The sequence below is a fragment of the Nocardioides epinepheli genome (assembly GCF_037936805.1).
Lineage (GTDB): Bacteria > Actinomycetota > Actinomycetes > Propionibacteriales > Nocardioidaceae > Nocardioides.
Genome location: NZ_JBBMMC010000002.1, coordinates 299,172 through 319,252, shown reverse-complemented (window position 1 = coordinate 319,252; position 20,081 = coordinate 299,172). Strand labels below are relative to the sequence as shown.

At 67.9% G+C, this 20,081-nt stretch carries 22 protein-coding genes; 20 read left to right on the top strand and 2 right to left on the bottom strand.

The features are described from left to right. Nucleotides 1-64: 64 nt before the first annotated feature. The 20 genes from WMR31_RS04915 to WMR31_RS04820 all read left to right on the top strand — a co-directional run bounded on the left by WMR31_RS04915 (nt 65) and on the right by WMR31_RS04820 (nt 18,914). The gene (locus WMR31_RS04915) at nt 65-745 is read left to right on the top strand and encodes a hypothetical protein (protein ID WP_340537654.1); all 681 of its coding nucleotides are present in this window, start codon (nt 65-67) and stop codon (nt 743-745) included. Beyond that, a complete protein-coding gene (locus WMR31_RS04910) occupies nt 742-2,241 on the top strand; it encodes a TadA family conjugal transfer-associated ATPase (RefSeq protein WP_340537653.1) in 1,500 nt (499 codons plus the stop codon). The genes WMR31_RS04915 and WMR31_RS04910 overlap by 4 nt, the downstream gene beginning before the upstream one ends. Continuing rightward, a complete protein-coding gene (locus WMR31_RS04905; RefSeq protein WP_340537652.1) occupies nt 2,238-3,122 on the top strand; it encodes a type II secretion system F family protein in 885 nt (294 codons plus the stop codon). Before WMR31_RS04910 ends, WMR31_RS04905 begins: the two co-directional genes overlap by 4 nt. Continuing rightward, on the top strand, nt 3,119-4,024 hold the full coding sequence (locus WMR31_RS04900; RefSeq protein WP_340537651.1) for a type II secretion system F family protein: 906 nt from the start codon (nt 3,119-3,121) through the stop codon (nt 4,022-4,024). The genes WMR31_RS04905 and WMR31_RS04900 overlap by 4 nt, the downstream gene beginning before the upstream one ends. 63 nt (nt 4,025-4,087) lie before the next feature. Further along, complete coding sequence (locus WMR31_RS04895; RefSeq protein ID WP_340537650.1) at nt 4,088-4,276, top strand: hypothetical protein; 189 nt, start codon at nt 4,088-4,090, stop codon at nt 4,274-4,276. A gap of 10 nt (nt 4,277-4,286) precedes the next feature. Then, nucleotides 4,287-4,667, top strand: a complete 381-nt coding sequence (locus tag WMR31_RS04890) for a TadE/TadG family type IV pilus assembly protein (protein ID WP_340537649.1) — start codon at nt 4,287-4,289, stop codon at nt 4,665-4,667. After that, entirely contained in the window at nt 4,664-5,104 is a 441-nt protein-coding gene (locus tag WMR31_RS04885) for a TadE/TadG family type IV pilus assembly protein (protein WP_340537648.1), read from the top strand. Before WMR31_RS04890 ends, WMR31_RS04885 begins: the two co-directional genes overlap by 4 nt. Beyond that, complete coding sequence (locus WMR31_RS04880; RefSeq protein ID WP_340537647.1) at nt 5,101-5,568, top strand: TadE/TadG family type IV pilus assembly protein; 468 nt, start codon at nt 5,101-5,103, stop codon at nt 5,566-5,568. Before WMR31_RS04885 ends, WMR31_RS04880 begins: the two co-directional genes overlap by 4 nt. Beyond that, nucleotides 5,565-8,723 carry a LysM peptidoglycan-binding domain-containing protein gene (locus tag WMR31_RS04875; RefSeq protein ID WP_340537646.1) on the top strand — a complete coding sequence of 1,053 codons (3,159 nt, stop codon included), beginning with the start codon at nt 5,565-5,567 and terminating at the stop codon, nt 8,721-8,723. The genes WMR31_RS04880 and WMR31_RS04875 overlap by 4 nt, the downstream gene beginning before the upstream one ends. 148 nt (nt 8,724-8,871) lie before the next feature. After that, nucleotides 8,872-9,783, top strand: coding sequence for a bifunctional DNA primase/polymerase (locus tag WMR31_RS04870; protein WP_340537645.1), 912 nt, complete (start codon nt 8,872-8,874; stop codon nt 9,781-9,783). Then, complete coding sequence (locus WMR31_RS04865) at nt 9,780-10,439, top strand: DUF2637 domain-containing protein (protein WP_340537644.1); 660 nt, start codon at nt 9,780-9,782, stop codon at nt 10,437-10,439. Before WMR31_RS04870 ends, WMR31_RS04865 begins: the two co-directional genes overlap by 4 nt. A 367-nt stretch (nt 10,440-10,806) precedes the next feature. Then, nucleotides 10,807-11,655 (top strand): serine/arginine repetitive matrix protein 2, encoded by an 849-nt coding sequence (locus WMR31_RS04860; RefSeq protein ID WP_340537643.1) that lies wholly within the window; start codon nt 10,807-10,809, stop codon nt 11,653-11,655. Further along, complete coding sequence (locus tag WMR31_RS04855; RefSeq protein WP_340537642.1) at nt 11,648-12,688, top strand: ParB N-terminal domain-containing protein; 1,041 nt, start codon at nt 11,648-11,650, stop codon at nt 12,686-12,688. Before WMR31_RS04860 ends, WMR31_RS04855 begins: the two co-directional genes overlap by 8 nt. Before the next feature lie 68 nt (nt 12,689-12,756). After that, nucleotides 12,757-13,443 carry a hypothetical protein gene (locus WMR31_RS04850; RefSeq protein ID WP_340537641.1) on the top strand — a complete coding sequence of 229 codons (687 nt, stop codon included), beginning with the start codon at nt 12,757-12,759 and terminating at the stop codon, nt 13,441-13,443. Between the two features lie 29 nt (nt 13,444-13,472). Further along, a complete protein-coding gene (locus WMR31_RS04845) occupies nt 13,473-14,597 on the top strand; it encodes a VldE C-terminal domain-containing protein (RefSeq protein WP_340537640.1) in 1,125 nt (374 codons plus the stop codon). Next, entirely contained in the window at nt 14,594-14,887 is a 294-nt protein-coding gene (locus WMR31_RS04840) for a DUF6112 family protein (protein WP_340537639.1), read from the top strand. Before WMR31_RS04845 ends, WMR31_RS04840 begins: the two co-directional genes overlap by 4 nt. Next, nucleotides 14,884-15,660, top strand: a complete 777-nt coding sequence (locus WMR31_RS04835; protein WP_340537638.1) for a DUF6349 family protein — start codon at nt 14,884-14,886, stop codon at nt 15,658-15,660. The genes WMR31_RS04840 and WMR31_RS04835 overlap by 4 nt, the downstream gene beginning before the upstream one ends. A 71-nt stretch (nt 15,661-15,731) precedes the next feature. Then, a complete protein-coding gene (locus WMR31_RS04830) occupies nt 15,732-16,073 on the top strand; it encodes a DUF6112 family protein (protein ID WP_445321599.1) in 342 nt (113 codons plus the stop codon). Between the two features lie 202 nt (nt 16,074-16,275). Beyond that, nucleotides 16,276-17,451: a conjugal transfer protein TrbL gene (locus WMR31_RS04825; RefSeq protein ID WP_340537637.1), complete on the top strand. Its 1,176-nt coding sequence runs from the start codon at nt 16,276-16,278 to the stop codon at nt 17,449-17,451. Next, nucleotides 17,448-18,914, top strand: a complete 1,467-nt coding sequence (locus tag WMR31_RS04820) for an SCO6880 family protein (protein WP_340537636.1) — start codon at nt 17,448-17,450, stop codon at nt 18,912-18,914. Before WMR31_RS04825 ends, WMR31_RS04820 begins: the two co-directional genes overlap by 4 nt. Nucleotides 18,915-18,921: 7 nt before the next feature. Here WMR31_RS04820 and WMR31_RS04815 read toward each other — a convergent pair whose 3' ends face one another. Continuing rightward, nucleotides 18,922-19,503 (bottom strand): PIN domain-containing protein, encoded by a 582-nt coding sequence (locus WMR31_RS04815; RefSeq protein WP_340537635.1) that lies wholly within the window; start codon nt 19,501-19,503, stop codon nt 18,922-18,924. 24 nt (nt 19,504-19,527) lie between these two features. Continuing rightward, complete coding sequence (locus WMR31_RS04810) at nt 19,528-19,968, bottom strand: helix-turn-helix domain-containing protein (protein ID WP_340537634.1); 441 nt, start codon at nt 19,966-19,968, stop codon at nt 19,528-19,530. Nucleotides 19,969-20,081 lie beyond the last annotated feature (113 nt).

Below are 20,081 nucleotides of genomic sequence, written 5' to 3'. Positions count from 1 at the left end.
GGCCTCGGGGTCGCCCGGCGTCACCACGACGGCACTCGGTCTCGCGTTGTTGTGGCCCCGTCCTGTGCTGTTGGTCGAGGCCGATCCCACGGGCGGGTCAGGTGTGCTGGCGGGCTACTTCCGAGGCACCCGCGAGTACCAGGCGGGGTTGATCGAGCTGGCGCTGACCGCGAGCAGCATCCACGACGGGCTGGCCGAGGTATCCCAACGGATCGACGGAACAACTGTCTCCTTCGTCGCGGGCACTCGGTCCCACACGCAGGCGCCCGCCTTGCGAGACCTGTGGCAGCCATTGGCTGAGGAACTGGCGGACTTGGAGAGCACGGGTCAGGACGTGATCGTTGATGCCGGGCGGCTCGGACTCGTCGGTTCCCCGGAGCCGCTGCTGACGAACGCCGATCTGACGCTCCTGGTGACCCGGACGACCCTGCCGGCGCTGTCGGCGGTGCGGTCATGGGCCGACTCGATCCAGCGGGGCACGTTCGACTGGCAGCAGTCAGGTGTCGTGGTCATCGGCGAGGGCCAGCCATACAAGGCGGGCGAGGTCGGCGGTGTGCTGGGGCTCCCCGTGGTCGCCACACTCCCCGATGAACCGGCCGCGGCTGCGGTGTTCTCGCGCGGCACCCAACCCCCGAAGCGGTTCGAGACCGGCCCTCTGGTTCGTGCTCTTCAGGCGGGTATCGCCTCCATTCACGCGACCGTCTCCCGTCGGCGTAGCGAGCTGGTCGAAGGAGTCCGCCCATGACGAGCGAGAGCGTCGACGAGACATCAACCGACCGGGCGCATCTGACCGCGCTGCCGTTGTTCGCCCAGCCGCTTCCCACCGGCACTCAGCCCGGCGCGCACCGGAGCCCGACCGTGCCGCGACTGGTCCAACCCCTCGACCCGACAAACGATGCCGCCTCCGCGACCGGCGTGGACTGGTCGCTCGTGGCGGCGCTACGTGCCCAAGCGTCCGATCAGTTGAGTCAGGCAGTTGCCGCAGACCGGGCTCGGCTCGATAAGGCCGCGCAAGAGGAGCTCGGCCGCTCGATCGTGCTCGACCTCATCGAGGCCGCCGTGGCGGATCGGGTGAACGCCGGGAACACCGCGTGGCCGACGGCCCAGCAGGACGGGCTCGCCCGTGCGGTGTTCGACTCGCTGTTCCGGCTGGGACGCCTTCAACCATTGGTCGACAACGACGACGTGGAGAACATCATCATCGCCGGCCACGACAACGTGCTCCTGGAGCTCATCGACGGGTCGCTGGTCGACGGTCCGCCGGTGGCTGATTCGGACGAAGAGTTGATCGACTTCCTGGTCTTCCTCGCCTCCCGCTCGGAGGTGAACGCCCGAGGCTTCTCCGAAGCCCAGCCCCGGCTACACCTGCGACTGGATGGTGGGTCGCGTCTCGCGGCGGCCGCATGGGTGACGCCGCGCCCTTCGGTCGTGATCCGGCGTCACCGGCTGATGGAGATCACCCTCGATGACCTCGTGGAGCGGCAGATGCTCACCCCGGTTGCCGCATCCTTCCTGCGGGCTGCGGTCAAGGCACGCAAGAGCATCGTGGTGGCGGGCAGCCAGGGCGCAGGCAAGACAACGTTGGTGCGGGCGTTGTGTGCGGAGATCGACCCGATGGAGGCGATCGGCACCTTCGAGACGGAGTACGAGCTGCACCTGCATGAGCTGAAGCGGCATCGGATCGTCCATCCGTGGGAGGCCCGCCCCGGCTCTGGCGAACGCGGCCTCGACGGACGCATGGCCGGTGAGTTCACCCTCGACGACGCCCTGGTCGACTCCTTCCGGTTCAACTTGTCGCGCCAGATCGTCGGCGAGGTCCGCGGCAAGGAGATCTGGGCGATGATCAAAGCGATGGAGAGCGGGACGGGCTCCATCTCGACCACGCACGCCTCCGATGCGGTCGCTGCGGTCCGCAAGCTGGTGACCTGCGCGATGGAGGCCGGTCCGCACGTCACCCACGACCTGGCCACCAGCAAGCTCGCCGCGACCATCGACCTGATCGTCCAGCTCGATCTGCGCACCACGACCGTCAATGGAGTCTCACAACGCAGGCGGCGGGTCGCCGAGGTCATCGCGCTCGCCCCCGGTGAACGGGAGACGGGCTATGCGACGACCCACATCTTCGCCCCCGACACCGACGGCACCGCACATCCAGCCGTGCTGCCAGATGAGTACCGGTCGCTGGAACGGTTCGGGTTCGACCTCTCGGGTTACCTCATGGGGCAGGAGACCCGGCCATGATCGCGCTCGTCCCTGCGCTGGCGGGCGCGCTGGTCGTCGCCGGGATCATCGGCCTCTTCCTTGGGCTACGCCCCGCGCCCGTCCGTGAGAAACGACCTGCAACCAGACGGATGCGACGGCTCGGCGACCTGAACCGGAGAACGCGGATGCTCGTACTCGGCGGTCTCGCGGGAGGTGCGTTGGCGTGGCTGGTCACCGGCTGGGTGCTCGCCATCGTGGCAGTTCCTGTGGCAGCGGTTGGCCTGCCGATGCTGCTGTCGTCCGGGTCGGCCTCATCGCGGATCGCGCGGCTGGAGGCGATGGAGGAATGGACTCGCTCGCTGTCTGGGGTGCTGACCGTGGGAGTTGGGCTTGAGCAGGCCCTCGTGGCGACGCTGCGGTCCACCCCGGCAGCGATCGCACCCGAGGTCACCCGGCTGGTGGCGCGCTTGCGGGCGCGATGGGGCACCGAAGACGCGCTGCGGGCGTTCGCCGACGAACTGGACGACTCCACCGGCGATCTGGTCGCGGCGAACCTCATCCTCGGAGCCCGTCGTCGCGGCGCGGGCTTGGCGTCGGTGCTCGAAGGTCTGGCCGAGTCAGTGGCAGCCGACGTTCGGGCGCGGCGTCAGGTCGAGGCCGACCGAGCCAAGCCAAGGGCCACGGCCCGGTGGGTGACCCTCATCAGTGCAGGCGTCCTGGTGATCCTCGCGGTGTCGGGGACCTACGTCGCGCCGTACAAGAGCCCGCTCGGGCAGGTCATCCTTGTCGCCCTGCTCTCGGCCTACGTCGCCACCCTGATCTGGATGAAGCGCATGGCGATGGGCCGCAACCTCCCCCGCTTCCTCGACCGTTCACCTGCCCATTCACCGACCCGATCATCGGTTGGGGGTGTGGCGTGACGACCGGGCTCCAGCTCGCCCTCGCTGCTGGAGCACTCGTCGCTCTTGGCGTGGTGCTGCTGGTCGTGCGACTGATGCCAGCCGAGCCTGACCTCGCCGAAGCGCTGAGTCGGCTCACCCCGACCCGTGGCCGCGCCAACACCCTCGGCCCGGCCACGGCCAGTGGCGGCAAGGAGCGGCTCGGGGTGTGGGCGATGAAGGCCCTACCGCCGGCGATGTGGGTTCGGACCCCGACGCGCGAGCTGGCGTTGCTGCGTGTCCCGCTGGCCCGGTTCTACGGCGACAAACTGACTTTCGCGTTCCTCGGGCTCCTGATCCCGCCACTCCTGGCATGGTTCTTCGGCCTCATCGAGCTCGGGTTCCCGGTCGCGATCCCCGCGCTCGCCTCGCTCGGGCTGGCCGTCGTGATGTTCTTCCTGCCCAACTACAACGCGGTCGATGACGCGCGCAAAGCCCGGCTCGAGTTCACCCGGGCACTCGGCGCCTACATCGACCTCGTTGCCCTGGAACGTCACAACGGCTCCGGCGTCAGACAGGCAATGGAGTCCGCCGCCGAGGTCGGCGACTCCTGGGTCTTCACCCGACTGTCGGAGGAGTTGACCCGCTCACGCTGGTCAGGTCTGCCGCCGTGGGACGCCCTGCACACCTTGGCTGAAGAACTCGGACTACCCGAGCTCGACGACTTCGCCGACATCATGCGGCTATCTGGAGAGGAAGGAGCCTCGGTCTATGCCAACCTGCGTGCCCGCTCCGCCGCCATGCGCACCGCGATGCTCAACGACGAGATCGCCGAGGCCAACGCCGTCGGCGAACGCATGACCATCCCCGGCTCCCTGCTCGGCGTCATCTTCATGGCCCTGCTCGTCGCCCCATCGCTGCTGCGGATGTTCAGCAACACCTGACAACCAAGAACCCCTCACTCAACAACCGGGAAAGGGAACCCATCCAGGAAAGGAAACACCACCATGAAACGACTGCTCGCGCTCCTACTCACGACCCATCTCGGATTTCACGCGCGCCTGCGCGCGCGAAGCGAACGGGGCTCGGTGACCACCGAGCACGTCCTCTGGGCGGTCGCGGTCATCGCCATCGTCGGGATCGTGGTCGCCGCGGTGAAGGCTTATGTCGAAAGCCAAGCCGGAAACATCAAGTAGCAGGCCGGGCGTGCGAGCAAGGGACGAGCGCGGCTCGGTCTCCATCCAACTCGTCATCCTGCTGCCTGCCCTGTTCGCGGTGTTGTTCCTCGGGATGCAGGCCGCGCTGTTCTACCACGCCCGAACGGTGGCGATCGCCGCCGCACAAGAAGGCGCGAGGGCCGCTGGCGGCGAGAACGGCAAGGAGTCCGACGGCGTACAAGCCGCCGAGGCGTTCATCGCTGAGGCCGGCGGAGATGACGTCCTCACCGGCGCGACCACCACGGCGAACCGGACCGGCACGACAGTGACCGTGGTCGTCCGGGGCCACTCATTGAGCGTGATCCCGGGTTGGTCGCCTGTGGTCCGTCAGGTGGCATCCGTGCCCGTCGAGAGGCTGACCGCACCGTGATCAGATGGCGGCGACTGGTGAGGGATGAGCGGGGCTCGGCTGCAGTCGAGGCCGTGGTTGGCGTGCCCGCCTTCGTGCTGTTCGTCGGGCTCATCATCTTCGGGGGAAGGACCGCGACCACCCATCAGTCCGTCGAGACCGCCGCCGCCGATGCTGCCCGCGCCGCGTCCATCGAACGCACCGCGACCGTCGCCAAGAACAAGGCCGTCGCGGCAGCGACCACCAGCCTGTCCAACCAAAGCATCAACTGTCTGGACATCGACGTGACCGTGGACACCAGCCAGTTCAGCCGCACGGTCGGCGAAACAGCAACCGTCACAGTGACAGTCCAGTGCCGCCTCGACCTCTCTGACCTGTCCGTACCCGGGGTGCCTGGCAGTCGCCTCATCAAGGCCACCACGACCAGCCCGATCGACACCTGGAGGGAACGCGGATGACACCCCAAACCTCTACCCGCGCCCGCAACCGCCACCGCCACCGCCACCGCCACCGGGACGAGCGTGGCTCCATCTCGATCTGGCTCGTCACCTCCAGTTTCGTGATGATGATGCTCGTCGGGCTCGCCGTCGACCTCGGCGGCCAGGTCCACGCCAAACAGCGTGCTCACAACATCGCCGCCGAAGCAGCTCGCACGGGCGCCCAGCAAGTGCAGGCCGCCCCAGCCATCCAAGGCCAGTACGTCCGCGTTGACGCCGCCGCCGCCCGTACCGCCGCAGAGCAGTACCTCGCCGCCGCCGGCATCGAGGGCACGGTCACGGTGACGGGCGGAGACACCATCCATGTCGCCGTCACCGACACCTACACGCCCACGTTCCTCTCCTTCATTGGCATCGGCGACCTCACCGTCACCTCGGATGCCTCTGCTCGCATCGTCCGCAGCCTGGGAGGAACCGAACAGTGAGCGCCACACGCAACCGCCTCTCCGGGTTCGGAGCTACTCTGCTGATCGCCCTGTTCGTCATCGGGTATCCACTGGTACTGCTTGCCATCGGCGTGGCCCCGTGGCATGAGAGCCTCAGCGACATCGGCACGCTGTTGACCAGCCCGGACGACGGCACGCTGGCGCTCCTGGTGGTAGCTGTCTTCGCGTGGGGACTGTGGGCGCTCGGGACGGCCCTGTTCGCCGTCGAGACCGTCGCTGCCATCCGCGGTGTGTCCGCCCCACGGCTCCCCGGCCTCGGCCTGCCGCAGGCATACGCCGGGAACCTCGTGGCTGTGGCTGCTCTGCTGTTCGTTGCGGTCCCAGCTATCGCACCAGCGTTCGCGCCACAGCCGGCGCAAGCGGCCCCCACCATTCAGGAGCCGGTTGCGACCCTGGCACCTGTGGCTGAGCTGGCGGCGACTGCCGAGCCTGAGAACGCGCTCGTTCTGGCCGCCAAGGACACGGAGTCGCGCACCGTCGACTACACGTTCCGACGTGGCGAGAGCCTGTGGAAGGTCGCAGAGAGATTCCTGGGCGATGGGCGACGGTACAAAGAGCTGCACGCTCTCAACCGTGACGTCCTCGGAGACAACCCGGGCTTCATCCTGCCTGGAACGGTGATCCGCGTCCCCGTTGAAGGCGATGAAGCCGTTGTCGGGAGCGCCGAATCCCCGGCATCGGGCGAGCACATTCGCGTCGTGGCACCCGGTGATTGGCTCTCCACTATCGCTGCGGAGGAACTCGGCGACGCCAAGCGCTTCATGGAGATCTTCGACGCTTCCAAGCACCTCATACAACCCGACGGGGACAAGCTCACTGATCCCGACCTCATCCGTCCGGGATGGCTACTCATCATCCCCGGCGAGGTGGTCGATACGCCTCCGCCAGTTGAGCCGCCGGTTGATATCGAACCCAGCACCCCAGAGATGGAGCCAGAACCTACCGAGCCCGGCCAGCCGACCCCGGACACGGGGAATCCCAAGACCCCGGAGATCGAGCCGGCTCCCGCTGATGTCCAGCCGGACGGGACTGAGAACGATCAAGCCGAGAACGCATCACCAGGTTGGCTCGTTCCCGGATTGGCTGGCGCCGGCGCAGTCCTAGCTGCCGGGCTCCTCACCGCGCTCCGTCGACGCCAACGCACCCAGCTGCGTTACAGGCGGCCCGGGCACATCGTCGTACCTCCGCCTGCGCCGCTGAACGACCTGGAGAAGACCCTCCAGGTCGAAGGGTCCTCGATGGCCCCGCAGATCGAGGCCCTGGACCACGTCCTGCGGCAGATCAGCACCAGCCCTCGCGGTCTGCCCGACGTGATCGCTCTCGGTCTCTCGGCTGCCGGGGTCACGCTCCACTTGGGCGTGGACGACGAGGATGCGATGCTGCCCGAGCCGTGGACGGGAACCGGCCGTACTCGCATCGCTCCACTCCGCAGCGACAGTGCGAAGCCAAGCGACCAGAGCCCACCGCCGTACCCACTCCTGGTCGCGGTCGGACAAGACGACGACGGGACGGTCTGGTTTCTCAACCTCGGTCACGCAGCACACATCGCCGTCACGGGCGCCGTCACCGGAGGCGAGGACTTCCTTCGCCACTTGGCTGCCGAGCTGGCGCTCAACCCTTGGTCAGCCGAGGTCGACATCGACACGTTCGGGCTCTCACCCACGCTCGTCGACCTCGACCCACTCCGGCTCCACCATCACGACGACACCCGACTCCTCGACAAGCTCAGCGCGGAGCTCGGCCAACCCGGCATCCCCGGGCTTGCTCCAGAGCGACGGCGAGCCCTCCTGCTGGAGCGCACCTACGCGGACACCGATGCGTCGCACGCCATCACGTCGGCCAACGACTCCCATTCGGCTCGCGGCATCACCGTAGTCACGGTCGGCGACCACCTCACCGAAGAGTCGCTGGTGTTGGAGGTGGACGAGTCCGCACGGCTCACCATTCCCATCCTTGGCCTCACGGTGGCGGCGGCAGGGCTGAGCGACGAGGAGGCGTCGTCGTGCGCTGCGATTCTCGACGTCACCCGCGACACCACCCTCGCGCCGGTTCCGGTGGACGAAGCGGCGATCGGACGCGACCGGCTGGTGGACAAGGCTGGCGCGCTGCGTGACGAGTTCGTGGAGTCACGGCCAGTGGGGGCAGCAGGGGGCACGGCCCTTCTCCCTCGGCCGACCAGTGAGTATGCCGATCTCGCGGCGACCACGCCTGAAGATGTCGAGGCGCTGGCGCCCGTCGTCCCCGAGGCCACGCGCACCGCTGTCGAGGACGCTGACCCGACCTTGGATCAGGAGGTCGCATGGTGGTTCGACCCCGCCTCCCGACTCCCACGTATCAGCGTCTTGGGACCTGTGCATGGACGTGCGCACGGGGATGCGGCGGACGTTGCCGGCCGCAAGCCCTTCTACACCGAGATGCTGGCGTTCCTCGCCCTCCATCCTGACGGGGTGACCTCTGCGCAAGTCGCCGACGCCTTCGCCATCACGCCCAAGCGCGCCCGTGTAGACATGAACGCGCTTCGCTCATGGCTCGGCACGAACCCTCACACCGGCCGACCACATCTCCCGAAGGCGGACGAGTCGCGGGCCGCCCGGCAACGTGGCGGGCACTTCTATCAAGTCGATGACGTGCTGCTGGACGCCGACCTGTTCCGTCGCCTACGCGCACGGGGACAGGCGCGTGGCGCGGCAGGCATCAACGACCTTGCGACCGCCCTGAGACTGGTCACCGGCCAGCCGTTCGGGCAACTCCGAACCAACGGATGGGCCTGGGTCCTGGAGAGTGACCGGCTCGACCACATCCTCACCTGCGCCATCGTGGATGTTGCCCACATCGTGACGACCCACGCCCTCGCCGAGGGCGACTTGGCGATGGCCCACGAAGCCGTCGAAGTTGCCCATCACGCTGCGCCGTACGACGAGATCACCAACCTCGACCTCGTGGCGGTGGCCTCCGCTGAAGGACATGAGGAACTGGCCGAGCAACTCCTCAACGACCGGATCTACAACCGCAGCGACGACGATCTCGGACCTGTCGAACTGCCACCGCGAACCCACGACATGACCAGCAAGCGCTCCCAGAACGGCTCCCAGCCGAGCGGAAACCGCCCCGTTGCGGCCCCACGCAAGGGCTAGCCCGAAACTTTCTTCAACTTTGTGGGGAACCCCCTGCTGACCTGCAGAAACGCAGAATCCGGTAGGGGGTTCCCCCGAGGGGCAACCCTGGGGGAACCCCCTCGTGGGGGAACCCATCCGGTAACCCCCCGCGACCAACGTCGAGCATATGAACAGCTCGACGCGAGAACTCCCGGCGTGGTCACCGGACCTGCTCGCCGGCCTCGGCGACGCACCCAACTTCGGCACCGCCGCGCGCCACCTGGCGCGGGCCGGCGTCCCGGTCTTCCCGTGCGTTCCTCTGGGCAAGCAGCCGCTGACCCGCCGGGGGTTCCTCGACGCATCCACTGACCCGGGTCGAGTCGCGGAGTGGTGGGGGCGGTGGCCGGAGGCAAACATCGCGATGCCGACCGGGACTCCCTCGGGCATCGTCGTCGTGGACGTAGACGTCCACGCCTCTGGCAGCGGCTTCGACGCCTTCGAGCGAGCGCGCTCGGCCGGGCTCGTCGACGGCTGGGCCTGGATGGTGCGCACCCCCTCGGGTGGTCTCCACGTCTGCTACCCCTCCAAGCCGGGCGTGGACCAGCGCTGCTGGCAGGTCCCCAGCCAGCACGTCGACTGCCGGGGCGACGGCGGCTATGTGGTCCTCCCACCGTCCCGGGCAACCCTGCCAAGCGGGGCCGTCGCCGAGTATCGCGTCGCCTCGATCACCGACCGCCGCCCCTCGCCCATCGACACCACGACTCTGCGTCGATTCCTCGAACCCCCGCGCCCCGCCCCGGCATCATGGCCACTGCCCCTGGCCACAGCCAACTCCAGTCCGGACCGGTTGGCGGCATGGGTCGCGTCTCGACCCGAAGGAGCCCGCAACCAAGGGCTGTTCTGGGCGGCGTGTCGGATGGTTGAAGCCGGTCACAACTTTGACGCCTCCCTGGCCGTGCTCGGAGACGCCGCTCGCTCCGCCGGCCTGACCGAACGCGAGGCGGAGACCACTATCCGGTCGGCATACCGCACCACGTCCCCGAGTCCCCAGCGAACCCCGGCTGCCGGGACGACGCCGATAGAGGTGACCGGCCTGTGAGCACGAAACTGACAAGCACCGGGTCGATGAGTTCGGTCGTCGCCACCGCCGTCTCCGGGACGGTGCTGATCGCCGCTGGTGCGTTCTGGCTGTCGTTCACATCGCTAGCCGATCTGGCTCGGCGGTCTGGCATCGCGCCCGAGCAAGCGTGGGCATGGCCGCTCATCGTCGACGGCATCATCGTCGTCGCCACCGTCGCCGTGGTCGCCCTTTCCCCGGCTGCCCGGCCACGGGCGACGTGGTATCCGTGGCTCCTCCTCGCCTCCGGCGCAGCCGTCTCGGTCGCGGCCAATGCGCTGCACGCGGTGATCGCCGCCGACGCATCCGTGCCCGCCGTCGTTGCAGCAGCCGTTGCGTCGGTGCCGCCTGTGGTCTTGCTCGCCATCACTCACCTGACCGTTCATCTGACCCGCAACGTCGACGCTGCAACCCATCCAGACCCCAGCGAGCTACCGCCTGCGCCCGCGGCACCCACGTCCGAGGCGAGCCCCGTCGACCAGCGCGCCGAGGCGGAGCAACTGCGGCTTGACGGGATGAGCAACCGCGCCATCGCCCGCCACCTCGGCGTCCACCCGTCGACCATCGGCCGCTGGCTGGCACCCACCGGCTCGACCCCCGAGTTATCGACCGCGCCCATCACAAAGGAGCAGCAATGAATCACGACCCCCATGAACACCGGACCGACAGGACCCTCGACCCGGCGTCGCGGACAACTGAGGCAGCAGAGGCCGAAGTCTCGGCACTGGCCGTCCACCGCGATCCATCCCAGAGTCCGGCCGCAAACCGAGGACAGGAGCCGACCAAGGCCCAGAAGACGATCGCCTGGGTACGCCCGTCCGAGCTGGTGACGACCCTCGGCTCTGACCGGCTGCGTCGGGGCCTCGACTTGGAGGCCGAGTTGGCCCGGCGGGCTCGCCGCACTCCGGCACAGGCAGCGTGGAAGGTCCGGCGCCGGATCACCCGCAACGCCATCGGCAGGCCCGCGGCGTCCGCGCCGACCGTCACCGAGCAAGGGATTGGGCTGTGAAGCGGCCTGCGGACACCCGTCCGCCGTTCACCGACTCCGAGGTACTACGTGCAACGTTGCACCGCCTGCACTCTGCCGGTGAGCAGAGCTGGCGCGATGACCCCGAAGCGGCCGAGCTGATGCGCTACGCGATGGACAAGTACGGGGCACTCGCACGCAAGCACCGCCTGGAGCCCGAGGAAGCAGCGGTCGCTGCATTCGAGGTCATGCGTACCCGCGCCGCACGCGACGCCTGCGATCCCTGGGCCGTGGTCACCCGTGCGGTGCAGGTCACGCTGATCGCCGAAGAACGCGCCAACGGGCTCCTGTGCTCCACCCACCAAGCACGCCGCCCGCAGGTCTCCGCACACCACGACGCCGAGCGGTTCAGCGACCGAGACGTGGCGCTGATCGACTACCACCCCGCGTTCAGAGACAACCTCATGACGGCCCTGGCCGACGGGCTCAACGAGGACAACGAGCCGACCAACGCCTTCTTCGCACTCGACGACACCGTGGAGGTCTTCATCGAGCTGGGGTGGCCGACCGAGATCGCACGCAGCGGCGTCGAGTACATCTGCAACCGCCTCGGCCGCTCGGACAACCGCCAGGCTGCGTTCGAGGCGTTGCGCCGCGACCGCCACCCGCTCGCTCTGCTGGACATCGACCAGAGAGCGTGGCTTTCGATGCTGAGGGCCGTTCTGGGCAACCAGAGCAGCGTCCGTGCCAAGACGAACGCGGGCCGCGGAGTTCTTCTACTACTGCTCATCGGATACGACGTTGACGACGTTCTCGACATGCCGGAGATTGCGCGGACGATCCTCGCGGCCGCCGATGCCCTCGTGCCAGGAGCGAGCCGTGTCTGACCAGAACGGGCACATCGAACTGGCGCGCACCGTCGACTCGATCGTCATCGGGTTCCGGCACCGCCAAGACCTCGGCGACATCGACGCACTGATGCGGTCGATCGAGCAGCATGGCCTGTTGCAGCCCATCACGATCACGCCTGACGGAGTGCTCGTCTGCGGTCGACGGCGGCTCGAAGCCGTGAAGCGGTTGGGCTGGCGCACCTTGAAGGTATGGGTACGTTCCGGCCTCTCCGACGTGTTGTCGCGCATCCTTGCGCAGCAAGACGAGAACGAGCAGCACAAGCCGCTGACGCCGTTGGAGGAAGCAGCACTCTTCGACGAGCTGTCGAGGGTGCTCGCAGAGGATGCAGCACGCCGGCAGGAGGCGTCGCGGTTCGGAAGTCTGCCGACTCAGGACGGAGTGAACGGCGGTGCGGACTCCGCACCACCGGAAATCATCGGGGAAGTGAGCGGTGGTGCGGACTCCGCACCACCGTCTGGCCCAGGCAAGACCCGCATCCAAGCATCGCAACTGGTGACGAGGAAGCAGTCCCACCAGCGCTTGGAGCAGATTCTCGCGGTACGACGTGCGAGTGAGGATCACGGCCTTCCGTCCCTCGTTCGCGAGCTCGCAGCTAGGGAGTTGCGGGACATCGAGAACGGCGCCGACGTGTCACCGGCGTTCCATCGGGTCAAGGCAGCGATCGAACTCGCTGGAGCCGACTTTCCTGCGGAAGCGTCGACAACTGCCGAAGCACTTGAACAACTCCGGGACGAAGCCGACGAACGAGCCAGGCAGGACCGCGCACGAGGCGGCGGCAGACCGCGCGCCAAGAGGAACAACCCTGCCACCTCGCGGTCGCTGCGCGCGTTCGTCTTGACCTGGAGTGACCTCGACGGCTGGTCGCGCCACTACAACGCTGCCGACATCGCGGCCCAGCTCAAGGACTCCGATCTGGAGATGTTCGAGCGAGTGCTCGCCGAGACCATCGCCTTCGCTGACGCGGTGCGCTCAGCCCGTGCTTCCGCCGACGAGGCGATGAGCGCCTGAGCACGACCGCCGGGGACGCGCGGGCACCTATGTCGTGTCCACCCAAGTCCCCACCGGAAGGAAACCCAATGCTCCGCGAAGCCCCGGACCAGTTCCCGACTCGTCGTGTGCTCGTCGCCGCCATCGTCCTGCTCGCGCTCCTCGCGGCGCTCATCTTCGCCACCGTCTCCTTCCGATCCGGCACGCCCAGCGACCCAGGACTGGTCCCGACGACCGAGCTGCACGGGTCGGGGTCGTGGACCCTCGGGGCGACTGAGGACACGTCAGGAGTGCTGCGCCCGTTGACACCGACCACTGATCCCGAGACCTTCGCGCGTCGCGTGGCAGCGGGGCTGTTCGATTGGGACACGACCAGCGCCACCAGCAGGAACACCTACGTCGAACGGCTGGTCGCCGTTGGAGATCCGAGCGGCGAGTCGACACCGGGGCTGGTCGCCGACATCGCCGGGTATCTGCCCAACGACGAAGCATGGCGACAACTGCGCAGCTACTCCACCCGCCAGCGAATCGAGCTCGACAGCCTGAGTGTGCCGACGCTGTGGGAGCAGGCTCTCGCCGAGGCCGGACCCGATGGGTTCGCGCCGGGGACGACGGCCTACACCGTGACCGGCGTCCGGCACCGGGCGGGTATCTGGGAGAGCGAGCCGGTGGCGAGTTCGCACGATGTCGCGTTCACCGTGTTCATCGTCTGCGGCCCGACTTATCCCGAGTGCCACCTGCTGCGCCTGTCCCGGCTCGACGAGCCGTTGGACTGAGACGGCAGAACGAGACGGCGAGGCGTGTCATGAACAAGACCCTTCTCGCTGGCGGCGCGGCGCTGGCGACGGTGATGCTCGGGCCGGCCACTGTCCTCCTTGGACTCGCGGCCCTCATCAACCCGGCACAAGCCGCGTGCGTGCCCACCACCTCGACCGCTGCCTCCACCACAAACGGAAGTCCGGCTGGTGCGGATACTCCGGCCGAGACGAGTCGCGTGGTCTTCCCGCTTCCCGCCGGGACGTGGGTCAGGACAAGCGGCTACGGGATGCGCGTCCACCCGATCACCGGGGAGCGCAAGCTCCACACTGGGGTCGACTTCGCTGCTCCTGCCGGTACGCCGATCCTGGCTGCGGCCGACGGGCGAGTGGCCTTTGCCGGTCCAGCGACCGGGTACGGGCATCTCATCCTCATCGAGCACACCGTCGAAGGTCAGCTCGTCGCCACCGGATACGCCCACATGTACGCCGATGGCATCGGGGTCTCCGTGGGAGATCGGGTTCACGCTGGGGACCACATCGCCGATGTGGGCAGCGACGGCTATTCCACTGGCGCTCATCTGCACTTCGAGGTCCGTCCCGGCGGGGCGTGGGCCGCAACGGTCAACCCCGAGCCCTGGCTCGCCGGTCACGGCGCCGCCGAGGTCGACCAGAACAACAGCACGACCGTGATCCCGGCTGGCTGCGGGGCCGACGACGTGGCGGCCCCCGAAGAGTTCGACGGATCAAACCCCGACGCCCTAGTCGATGACCCCACCAGCAACGGCAAGATCACGGCGCGAACCGCCTATGTCCTTTCCCAGGTCCGGGCTCGGTTCCCTGAATCGTCCTGGGCCTGCTGGTCGCCCCGGCCCGGAACCAAGTCCGAGCACCCGCTGGGCCGCGCGTGCGACGGCACCTTCGGGAACTCCATCGGGCAAGCCGCGAAAGGGCACGCCTTGGAGTACGGCTGGGAGGTCACCAACTGGCTGAAGGCCAACGCGACCAAGCTCGGCGTCGAGTACCTCATCTGGCAGGGCAAGATCTGGAGCGTCGCACGCTCCAGCGAAGGATGGCGCTCCTACAACGGCGGTGGAATGCACGATCCCGCCGGCATCACCGGAGGGCACTACGACCACCTCCACTTCACCATCGCCACCGGGGTCCGGGCATGAACCGGGTGATGACTCTCGCGTCCGCGTCTGTCGGGCCGGACTTCGGTGCGCTGGGCGGTGCCGGGACGTTGCGTTCGATGGTCGGCGCGCTCTTGACCTACGGCCTGCTGACCTCGGCGTTGATGGTCATCATCTGCGCGGCGGCCTGGGCGATCGCGTCCTCGTCTGGGAGTTGGCAAGCATCCGCGAAGGCCAAGACCGGGCTCTTCGTCGCGCTCGGCGGCGCGGTTCTCACCGGCGGGGCGCTGGCGTGGGCAAACTGGCTGCTCGACCTTGGAGCGTCGCTGTGAGCCGCTACGCGGAGGCCGAGGGACAGCTTGCCTTCGACATCGAGGGCATGATCCACGCCGCAGAGGTCGAAGCCGCCCCGCCGTGGACTGGAGCGCCGCTGCACTTCACCGTCGACTACTACCGACCCAGCGATCTCGACGCCGCCTTCGCGCATTGGCAGTTCCTCAATCATGGGGTCCTCGGCTCCTACGCCGCGAGCCGGATGTGGCACCGCGCCATCGCGGTTCCCGGCAACGTCCAGGTCGGCGATCACGGGTTCGAAATGTTCACCGCCGACCTGCGCTGCAATGACGACGACCACCGTCACGGGAACTGCTCGTGCCTCGGCGACCTCATGTACCAGTCAGTGTGCGAGCCCTGCGACTGGCACGCCATCACCGACGGCGAGAACAAGGCCGTCGAGGCATGGCACGACCACGCGATTTCCGGCTGGCGCGAACTGCCGATCGTTCCAGCGCGCATCAAGATGTGCGACTCCAGCATGAGGCCCAGCAAGCAGGCCCGTGAATGGGTGGAGGAACACTACCCCGAAGCCATGCGGTTCCCCGGCGCGCCGGTCATCACCGAACGCCCCAACCTCGGGCACCGCCACGTTCCGGGCAGATCACCGTGGGCGGGCTACGACCTCTCCCACACCGCCGTCGATCCCGACCGGGTGATCGCCACCGCCACGAAGGTCACCAAGAGGGCCGCTCCGGCTCGGCCCGCACAGCCGGCTCGCGAGGCCGGGCGGGCACCCGCCTCCTCGACCGGTCTCGGCATCGGCGACTGAGCGAACAAGCTCGGGACGACGAGAGCACCTTTCCAGCGCAACCACCCATCGCGCTGAATCAGGAGACGCTCATGCTCAACCTCGCCAATCCGCTCATGTCGCTGTCCGCTCTCTCGAGTGGCGTCGTCGCGGTCCTGCCCGCCGACATCGACATCTCGCCGAACTCCAACGGGCTTCCGGGCATCGGGCAGCTCCGAACCATCGTCGGAGCCTCGATGACGGTCGGGCTCATCCTCGCTGTGCTCGCGCTCATCATCTCCGCGATCGTCTGGGCGCTCGGAGCCAACAGCAGCAACCCGCACTTGGCCGGACGCGGCAAGACCGGCGTCCTGATCGCCCTGGGCGCAGCGATCATCACCGGCGCCAGCGTCGCGCTCGTGAACTTCTTCTGGAACGTCGGCCAAGCGGTCTGACCCGCCAACCAAGTGACGTTGAGGAGAGGACACGACGATGGTCGACGTATGCGACGTACCCGTCATCTCCGGGGTCTGCGACGCAGCCGGTGATGCCGCAGCCAGCCTGGTGACCGCACCCTTCGACTGGCTGGCACAAGCGATGGGTGGCGCAGCCGCGTGGATGTTCGAGTCGATGTGGAAGGTCTTCGACTCCACCACGATGGTCGACGTGACCAGCACGCAGTACGTGCGGGTCTACAACCTCCTGTTCGGCATCGCGGCGGTCATCATGGTCGGCTTCTTCATGCTCCAGGTCATCGGCGGCATGGTCCGTCGTGAACCCGCCGCTCTGTCGCGTGCCCTGCTCGGACTGGCGAAGTCGATCCTCGGATCGTTCGTCGTGCTCGCTCTGCTGACGACCGCGTTGGAGATCACCGACCAGATCTGCGTCGGCATCGTCCACGCGGCCGGCACCAACATGGAAGACATGGGCGACCGGATCGCCCTGCTGGCCGGTGGACTGGCGACCCTCAACATCGCGGCTCCTGGCGCGGGCGCGGTCATCACCATCTTCATCGCCGGCCTTGCCATTGGTGGCGCGGTGATCGTGTGGATCAGCCTGCTCATCCGCAAGGCCCTGCTCTTGATCGCCATCGTGTTCGCACCCGTCGCATTGGCGGGCGCGACGTGGGACCACACCCGGGGATGGGTCAGCAAGTGGGCCTCCTTCGTCATCGCCCTCATCGTGTCCAAGGTGGTCGTGGTGGTGATCTTCCTGCTCGCCACCGCCCAGGTGTCCGCACCCATCGACGCCGACCTGCAATCAGTCAGCGAGCCCATCGCCGGAGTCGTGCTCATGCTGATCGCAGCATTCGCGCCCTACATGGCCTACAAGGCGATCTCGTTCATGGGCTTCGACATGTACCACTCGATGAGCATGGAGCAGGAAGCCAAAGCAGCACTCAACCGCCCCCTCCCGATCCCGACAGCCCGGCGCGGCGGGCAGGAGCCCCAGAAGGTGCTCGAAGGGGGCAACGGAAGCGGGGGCTCCAGTTCCTCCAGCCCTGCACCAACGCCTTCTTCATCGGGTGGGGCCGGATCGGGCGGCGCCACCGCTGGGGGCGGGTCGTCTGCCGGGGGCGCCAGCGCCGCAGGCGGAGCGGCCGGTGGCGTCTTGGCCGGGGCCGTTGCGGCGAAGGAGGCTGCTACGGCCGGGCCTCGTATCGGCTCCAAGGTTGGGGCAAGCGCCGAGGGCCACGCCGACGGTGCGAACCAGTCGGGCCAGCCTCACCCGCAGGGCAGCGGGAGTCCGCCGCCGCCCGCGCCGATGGTTCCCCACGTTGCTGATCCGACTCCTCCGTCTCGCGCTGGTCGGCCTGGGGGTGAGAAGCGATGAGTACGACGACAGGGCAGGGCACCGAGGCTGGTCTGACACCGGTGAAGTTCTCCCGGCTGTCCAAGCGCGGCGTACTGCTCGGGCTGTCCGGCTTGCAGCTCGTCGTTGTTGGCCTCGGTGCGGTCGTGCTGGTGCTCTCGCTGTATCTGGGCGGCGGCATCATCCTCGCCTACACGGCACCAGTCCTGATCCTGTGCGCCGCGCTGGCGTGGGTCGGCATCGGTGGTCGCAAGCTCGTGGAGTGGCTGCCGATCCTGCTCCGATGGGTATGGCGGTCCACGGGTGGGCAACTGATCTACCGTCGCCGTGTCCTCAAGCCCCGCCCGGCCGGAGTGCTCGCCCTGCCCGGCGACGCGGCCAGCCTGCGGCAATGGGTCGATGCCGAGACCGGAGCGGTCATGGTCCACGACCCGCACGCCGCGACGTTGACCGCACTGGTCTCGGTAACCCATCCCGCGTTCGTCCTGCTCGACCCGATCGAGCAGGAACGGCGGGTGACCAGTTGGTCGCGTGTGCTGGCCACCGCTTGCCGTTCGGGGCGGATCGCCTCGATGCAGATGATGGAGCGCACCCTGCCCGACTCCGGCAAAGGATTGGCCGAGTGGTGGCACCGCCACGGCCAACAGGACGGCTCCTGGGCGGCGACCACCTACGGCGAACTGATCGACCGCGCCGGCCCCGCCGGTGAGCGCCACGCCAGCACCATCTCCATCGCACTCGACATGAAGACCGCCGGGCGCGCGATCCGTGCCGCCGGTGGCGGGATGCGCGGTGCCGCCGCCGTACTACGACAGGAGATGACCACCATCACCGCCGCACTCCGTGCTGCCGACCTCGCCCCCTCGACGTGGCTGGAGCCCGGCGACCTCGCCGTCATCCTGCGCTCGGCCTACGACCCCCAAGTCGCAGCCACCCTGGAGCGTCACGGCGACCTCGGCCGCGACCTCGCCACCGCCGGACCGGTCGCACTCACCGAGACCTGGAGCCACCTGCGCAGCGACTCCGCGCATCACTGTGTCCTGTGGATCAGCGAGTGGCCCCGGTCGCTGGTCTATCCCGGGTTCCTCTCCTCGATCCTCCTCTCCTCCGGCGTGCGCCGCACCTTCACGCTGCTCTACACCCCGATGCGCGCTGACCACGCCGCCCGCGATATCCGCAAACGCAAGACCGAGCACGTCTCCGACGCCGCCCAACGACAGCGCATGGGGCAGATCGACGACGCCCAGCAAGACGCCGAGTACCACGACGTGCTCCGTCAGGAAGCCGACCTCACCGCCGGCCACGGAGTGCTCCGCGCCACCGGGTTCATCACCGTCAGCGCCACCACCCCCGACGAGCTGGAACAGGCCGTCGCCGCCATCGAACAGGCCGCCATCCAAGCCTCCTGCGAGACCCGCCGGCTCTGGGGCCAGCAGGCCCAAGCGTTCGCCACGGCGGCGCTCCCACTGTGCCGGAGTGTGTGAACGTCACTCAGACGGGTCCGAAGGCGGACATGTGCTCTCGAACTCGGTTGGCGAAGATGGGGCATCCGGCACGCTCCAATGCGGACGCGATGTCGGTGCTATCGGGCTTGGACGTCCAGTAGGCGTGTTGTTCGGCGGCGACGTCGCTCACGATCGCGGGAGCCACGTCGTCCACGAGCACGAAGAACGAGTCGCAGGTGTGGACTTCGTATGGGAGTTGCTCGATCGCATCGTCCGGCAGGTCGGTGAATCCCGAGTCGTCTGTGAGCAGGATGCGGGCTCCGGAAGCGACCGCTGCGGCGTGGACATGGGCGTCGTCTGGATCGTCGCCGGGAAACGAGCCGTCGATCTGGAAGTCGGTGATCCGATCGTCGATGTTCGCCACGACTCGATCGTGAATCCCTGAAATGAAGGCACCGGGTTTGCTCGGGTTGTCGCGGCGGAGCCGGTAGAGCACTTCGGCGATGATGTCCTCAGTCGCGTAAACCGTGAACATACCCGCTTCCGAGCGGAGCTTCAGCAGGAACAGCCAATCGCGCAACGTGCGTGAGTAGAGCACGTTCGCGTCGACCAGAACACCGAGAGCCACCACTTGAGGTTAGCGGTGGCGGTCTCAGGACTGTTCGAGCTCGTCTTCGAGGCGGCGCAGCTCATCGAAGGCAGCGCGCTGCTTGGCGAGCCGATCACGCTTGAGGGCCAGCACGTCGGCCGTCTTCAGCCGGTGGTGCGCGCCGACCTTGTGTGCAGCGATCTCACCGTCGCGGATCATCCGCATCAGCGTGGGTCGTGAGATACCGAGTTGCTCGGCGGCAACGGTGGTGGTCAGTTCCTCCGGCAACGATCCAATCGTGACGGTTCCTCCGGCAGCCACCGCGTCGAGGACCAGAGCGATGATCCGAGCCAGTTCGGCCGGTACCGACTCGGTGGTTCCGGCCGGCTCGGCGACAGCGAGCCGCTCCGCGTGGCCTTCGAGACGTCCGAGCACATCGTGGGCCTGGCGGCGCTCCAGAGAGTGCGCGAGAACCACGGTGCGCTCTGGGGCACTGAGCGTCATCGTCCTACCTCCATCCATCTCGTGAACACCTACAACTGTAGGGTCGTCCACTTACAAGTGCAAGGGCTGAGGGTTCGGGGCCTGCCGCTCACCTCCCTCTCGACCGCAGGTTG